Annotated in this window: 6 protein-coding genes; all 6 read right to left on the reverse strand. The window is 45.4% G+C overall.

The window, feature by feature from the left end; genetic code table 11:
• The coding region (locus tag F6K20_RS20595; protein ID WP_287295851.1) for a hypothetical protein at positions 1-183 on the reverse strand (183 nt) is incomplete at its 3' end.
• Between the two features lie 57 nt (positions 184-240).
• On the reverse strand, positions 241-405 hold the full coding sequence (locus tag F6K20_RS20600) for a hypothetical protein (protein ID WP_207554316.1): 165 nt from the start codon (positions 403-405) through the stop codon (positions 241-243).
• A 115-nt stretch (positions 406-520) separates the two neighbouring features.
• The gene (locus F6K20_RS20605) at positions 521-1,669 is read right to left on the reverse strand and encodes a glycosyltransferase family 4 protein (RefSeq protein WP_287295852.1); all 1,149 of its coding nucleotides are present in this window, start codon (positions 1,667-1,669) and stop codon (positions 521-523) included.
• Positions 1,670-2,031: 362 nt separating this feature from the next.
• Entirely contained in the window at positions 2,032-3,156 is a 1,125-nt protein-coding gene (locus tag F6K20_RS20610; protein ID WP_502708852.1) for a glycosyltransferase family 4 protein, read from the reverse strand.
• A gap of 221 nt (positions 3,157-3,377) precedes the next feature.
• Positions 3,378-5,570, reverse strand: coding sequence for a hypothetical protein (locus F6K20_RS20615; RefSeq protein ID WP_287295856.1), 2,193 nt, complete (start codon positions 5,568-5,570; stop codon positions 3,378-3,380).
• 74 nt (positions 5,571-5,644) lie between these two features.
• A partial coding sequence (locus tag F6K20_RS20620; protein ID WP_287295857.1) for a glycosyltransferase occupies positions 5,645-6,179 on the reverse strand: 535 nt, incomplete at its 5' end.

The following is a 6,179-nucleotide window of genomic DNA, read 5'->3' on the forward strand; positions in this document are numbered from 1 at the left end:
TTTAGTAATTTCGCTCTGTAACTGGAGTGCAAGTTTATTAACCGCTTTCTCGCCATTTCTAAAGGAAAGATATCCCACTAATCCAACCGCTGTGAAGATCTGCAATACAAAAGGGACAATCAGGACAGTTCCTAGGGAAACTTTGGAGACCAAACGGTTGAGGGGTTTGATGGTCAGCGTCATGACATTGAAAAAAACAATTGCTGTTCAACCTTGAGCTAGATTTCAGTTTGGCTGAAATCATGGTATTGGTAGCAATCGGCTGTTGACGATGAGATCGTGATCAGGATTGCTCTGATCTGAGTCTTCCCCAAAAAAAGAACGAAATACCAGCTTTTTTTGCCAAGTTTGCTTCTTATTTCTAGCGCTTATAGCGTTTTCAATTGGGTATTGAATGTACCTCATCAGTATCAGGAACGCTATAACAATCTTTCCCATCTCCCCGCGCCCGGGCCCCACACTCCCCGCGCCCGGGTCCCACACTCCCCACACTCCCCGCGCCCGGGCCCCACACACAGCGCTATACCTTGTTCAGAGCTTGGTCAAAGGTCATCAACAGGGATTCCAGGGAAAAAGTAGACTTAGCATGGATATAACCATCTTTGGCTAGCCTATCTGCAGCCCTTGGATCACTGAGCAAATTACCAATGACCTTAGCCAATGCTACTGAATCTCCTGGCGGTACCAAGTGACCAGTCTCGCCATCCTGAATCAACTCCACTGCACCACCAGCAGCAGCAGCAACTACGGGTCGTTTTGCCAACTGACCCTCGACAATCACCCGACCAAAGGGTTCCGGTTCAGTAGAGGTATGGACTACAATATTGCAAGCAGACATCAATGCTGGCACGTCATTGCGAAATCCCAGCATGTGAACACGACCAGCAAGTTCTGGTGCGGCAGCCATAGCTTTGAGCCGTGAGGCGTATTCCGCTTCACCAAATAGGGCTTCACCAACCAACAGGGCATGTACATTGGGGAGTTCCTGTAATGCTTCTAGTAAAATATGCTGACCTTTCCAGTAAGATAGCCGACTGAAGACACCAACCAGTGGAGCATCACCAATGCCGAGCTGGTCACGGATTTGAGCTGATTGATCCGATGCCAGATTATCGAAGGGGTCTGAAGCAATACCGTTGTAAACCAGTGTTGCTAGGTCTTCGCGTCCCCCAGCAGCGATAAAGGCTTCACGAGTAGCACGAGAATTAACCAATACTTGAGATACTCGACGATTAGCTAGGAAAACGGCTATGGCACGATTGACCGAGCTAAAGTGTGGTGCGGTCACAATATCTCGCAGGTGCCAAACCACTGGACGACCGCCCATCAATGTTGCGATCGCAGCAGCAATGAACGCTTTTTGGGAGTTCGCGTGTACTAGCTCAAAGTTACGTCCAGCTGCTGCTATTTGACGAGCCATCCACCACAGGGCAGGTAATGCTTTGACAGCGCTGAGTCCCCCTGAACTCCTTACGTCTAAGATGGCTTGGGATGCAGGTATGACCTTGACCTTCACCTGTGCAGCTTCCAGCCGTTCCCGGAACGGGCCATCGGCAAAAAGCAGTACTTCGCTGGTTTCCCGGTAGGCAGTAGCCAGATCCAGCAGGCTCAACTCAGCTCCGCCCAAAACGGCGGCATGATCGACAAAAAGGACTCGACGGCGCGTCATAAGAGCGAGTAGTGCACAAAAGTGTGTTTAAAAATTGCAAACAAGCTCCCATTATACCCTCATCAAGAATGAGGGCAAATTTTCAAACACACTTTAAGGTTAGAGACATCTCCAGAAACTCGGTTTCAATTTTGGAGAGGTATTATAGTTCACATGTATAGCACGGGAAGTATAGTTTAGGACATAGTCTTTTAGTTGAAAGGGAGCAGGGAGCAGGGAGCAGGGAGCAGAAGATGTCTTAAGCTTTACTTCGACTGCTATACTATTTTATTGGCAACAGGGCTAAGAGCGTTTCTCGCACTTATGAGGTGCAGTCTTGAAGGATAAGCAATATCGCTGACTCGTTCACCAGAATTACTATATTAATCCATGGCAGCAATGGCAGCTTCATACACAGATTTAATTCGTTGAGCAATCACCGGCCAAGTATAGTTCTCATGAACATAAGCTTGACAAGCCTCAGAGCTAGGTAGTTGACGCTGACCAGAAAATACCTCGATCATGCCCTGAGCAAGTTGATCAACAGAAGTCCCCTCAAACAATAAGTCTTCCGAAAAACCCTGTAGAATCTCTGGAATACTATCTACAGGTGTTCCTAGAACTGGCGTTCCATTTACCAAGGACTCAATAACAATCAGACCAAAGCCTTCCCATGCCACGGTTGGCACAACTGAGAAAGTGGCAGCACGGTAAGCTAGGGCTAAATCTTGGTCGGACACAAAACCCAACAAGCGGACATGGTCAGTCAGTCCTAATGCTTCAATCTGTGCTTGCAAGGTTGGCATCAGTGTGCCTTTACCCGCTATCAGTAGCAGCACGTCTGGATAGCGCTTACGCACCTGATCTACTGCTGCAATTAAATTTTCCAAGCCCATGCGTTTAGCTAACCGTCGCACAGCTAAGATAATTGGTCGATCTTGAGGCCAGCCTAGTTTTGACCGTGCTTCCTGGGATGTAATGGTGGTGTCGAAACGCTCGGTATCAACCCCCGGAGGAATGATGTGAATCCGCTCTAGTGGGATATGATACTCTCGGTGCAAGGTGTTACGAAAAGCCTCAGAAAGTACGATAAACTGGGCTATCCGTTTGTAAGTAACCCGCTCTAGCATCCATTTTAACCGAGTCGCAATGGTATTGCTGCCTTCTACATGCCCTTCTAATGCCCAAGGTCCTTGGAAGTGCATCACCATTGGGCGACTGTCTAATTGATCGAGGATTGGAAAGGTATATAAAGCAAAGTGGGACACTACTAGGGGGTAGTCTTCCTCCTTCAGCACTTGATGCATCGTCTGTCGGATACCGCTCCAGCGTTGCCAGAGAGGGGATTCATGGTTAGCAAAGGCTTGGACTTGACCACCGGAGTTTTCAGATACAGCGGTTGAGCCTGCCACTAAGCCATGCATCTCCACACCAGCTTGGGGTAAGTAACGAGTGCAATCGTAATAAACTCGGTTGAGTCCTCCTGCTTGTTCAGGGAACCAACCCATACCGATTTGAAGTGTTTTCAAAGTACTATAGCCTCGATAGTGTTTCTTATTGCAAAGGGAAGAGGGAGTAGGGAGTAGGGAATCGGGAATCGGGAATCGGGAATCGGGAATCGGGATGCATCGCTTCTGGCTTCTGCCTTCTGGCTTCTGGCTTCTGCCTTTTGCCTTCTGGCTTCTGCCTTCTGCCTTGTTGTTGTGCAATTTAAATTTGTAACAGCTGATTAGGGGTCTATCTTTATCCGGTACATTAAAGCTTTAGCGTAAAAATCCTCTTCAGCAAATAGCAAGTATTCTCCATTTTTTCTTCGCACTACTCTTAATGCCATCGGGACATCTAGCCAACCTGTGGTTGATTTTACTTCTGGGCCGGGATTTATTTTGGCAATCTCTTGACCTGTGCGAAAATCATAAACTCGCACTTTAGCATATCGATTCGGATCTTTTTCAAAACTATTATCAACATAGCCGACAAATAAATAGTCTCCCGAAATAGCCATACTTTTCGGTAAATCTGGTCTGACTCCTTCGGAGGTTTGATTGTAAGCAATGACTATTTCACCGGCTTTTTGTGGCGCTTTACTCCAATTGATATATTTAACAGCTCTGTTACCAATCAATCCCCAATCACCCCTGTTATTAAAGGTCGGAGAATATCCAGCAATGTACATGGTATCGGTTTTCGGATGATACTCAAGTCGTTGAATAATTTGAAATTCCTTTGGCATTTCAAAGGATTGTTGATTGTTAATATCGTAAATAGGGCTGCCGTAGGAATCAAACCCTTTAAAGGATATTTTTTTAATACCGTTTGTAGCTGTACCTATCCAGATATTACCGTCATCATCAGGCCAAAATGCCCAACCCCGATAATTTTGTCCTTGATTATATTCACCTTGTTCAGCCTGTTCTTCTTGTCCATTACCGTTTTTATCTTGCCAATACCGATAATCCAATTGACTTCCCCAAAATGAAGCAGTGGGAATAGCAACTTCCCCATCAGTTGCCGGATTAAAGCGATAAACATGGATACCAGCTGACTCAGTATACATACTATTGGTAAACATCAGCTTCCGACCCTTAACCCGGCGAATCATAGCACCAGCATTATGCTTGATCGTCTTCTTAATCCGATTATCATTAGGATACTTAAAGGGATTAACGGTATGGGCGACATGAGTCCATTCTTGACCTGATGATTTACTGTAATCTAGTTTAAACTGTTGATTTTTCGTATGAACAACAGTTTCATCCGCTGGATCAATATCAGGAATGTCAATAAATAAGAGACCTTGTAATTTCCAATTGAGAGTCCCATCCAGTTTGTAGCTATCCAGGGTTAATCCACCCGCTTGCCAAGCGTAAATCCGACTGGGATCACTGGCGACATAAATATTATTATCCTGATCAACTCCAATCCCGGTAATGGAATTAAAATGTAAGGGTCTGATTTTTCCAATTTCCTGAGGATTTCCGCTGTAGATTCCCCCTTTAACACCAAAGGTTCCATCAGGAGTTGGATTTCCACTGCTGTCTAGATTTTTAAAGATTTTAATCTGGTTATCAGGTCCACCATCTCCTACTAAGAGGCGATTTTGATTATCCACAACAATAGCTGTAGGGATGCTAACCGAATCAAGTTTGCCTTGAACTTTGCCCGTTTCTGTATTTAACTTAAGGATATTCTTTGTCTTGTTCTGGATAACCCACAAGGAGCCAGTTTTATCTAAGGCTAACTTACCCGGTTTATTCACTGACCATTCTTTAACCGGTTTCATGGTCTGGGCATCATAAACTTTGATTTTATTGTTAGGAGTATCACTAACATATAAGCGACTATTATCTGCTGCAATTCCCCGAATCAAACCTTGATTGGTATTGATAATCAACATACTCTTATCATAGCCATTACCCCCCTTAAATTTTGCTCCTTTATAATTACTTCTGTTATAGCGACGAACACAATACCATTTATCATCAGAATTGGGATATCCTACGCCATAGCGACCCTTTTGTGTCATCGCGATGTAAATATAGTTATCATTCACTGCGATCGCAGTTCCCCCGGATCGTCCCCAGCCATGGGTAGCATCTAGTTGACCAAGAACATCACCATTTTTATAAACCCCCCCTTCTCTACCAGCTTCATCCCAGGGAGCATTAGCATAAACCGTACCATCGGGACTTACAGCCATCCCTAACATCGATAACTGGACATGTTTACCCTTGCCGGGAAGCTCACCTCCAGGACCATAGGTATTACCGATCCAAGAGGTAGTGTAAGTCAACCTTTGGCTTGGGTTGGATTCAGCAGTTATAGTGTCATTGTTGCTAATCACAGAATGGGCAATTATTACCAAAACAGCGATCACAGGAACAATCGCAGCATATTGCCATTCGGGGATACGTATTGACATAGTTTTTTCCCTGAACTCGAAACTATTTAAAAGACTGGAGCCTGCAACCTGGGGTAGCTAGCCGTCAAGCTTCCTTAGGAACGTTTTAGAAGCTGATGATAAACAGCAGTAATCTTCTCCACCATAGTGGTGAGGGTTAGATCCTCAATGTTTTGCTGTGCTGCACGTCTTAATCTATCTTGTTCAGACGGACTAGCCAGAAGCATCTCGATCTGATCTGCTAGTGCGATCGCATTTTTAGGAGGAACTAGCACCCCTGCCTTACCGTAATCTAGTGCTTCGGGAACACCATCAACGCTAGTAGCAACAATCGGGCAACCCACCTGTCGTGCTTCCATCAAAACCAGAGGGAAAGACTCACGGTGTGAAGCCAGGACAAAAATATCCGCTGCCATCATGTAAGCTTGAGGATTTTTTTGAAAACCTTCGAAGTGGATACGATCAGCAACTGACGATGCCGCAGCTTGAGTTTCAAACATTTGACGGTCGGGACCATCTCCCACTAAGTACAAATGTGCCTTAGGACAACCCTTAGCGACCTGCTCAAAAGCGCTAATTAACTCAGTAATTCCCTTACGTCGGTTCATGCCAGCTACGGTGACAATAGCT

Source organism: Moorena sp. SIO2C4 (assembly GCF_010672485.1).
Lineage (GTDB): Bacteria > Cyanobacteriota > Cyanobacteriia > Cyanobacteriales > Coleofasciculaceae > Moorena > Moorena producens.

Coding starts and splice junctions, on each gene's coding strand:
- F6K20_RS20600 (WP_207554316.1), bottom strand. CDS start 405: ATGAGGTACATTCAATACCCAATTGAAAACGCTATAAGCGCTAGAAAT.
- F6K20_RS20605 (WP_287295852.1), bottom strand. CDS start 1,669: ATGACGCGCCGTCGAGTCCTTTTTGTCGATCATGCCGCCGTTTTGGGC.
- F6K20_RS20610 (WP_502708852.1), bottom strand. CDS start 3,156: ATGGGTTGGTTCCCTGAACAAGCAGGAGGACTCAACCGAGTTTATTAC.
- F6K20_RS20615 (WP_287295856.1), bottom strand. CDS start 5,570: ATGTCAATACGTATCCCCGAATGGCAATATGCTGCGATTGTTCCTGTG.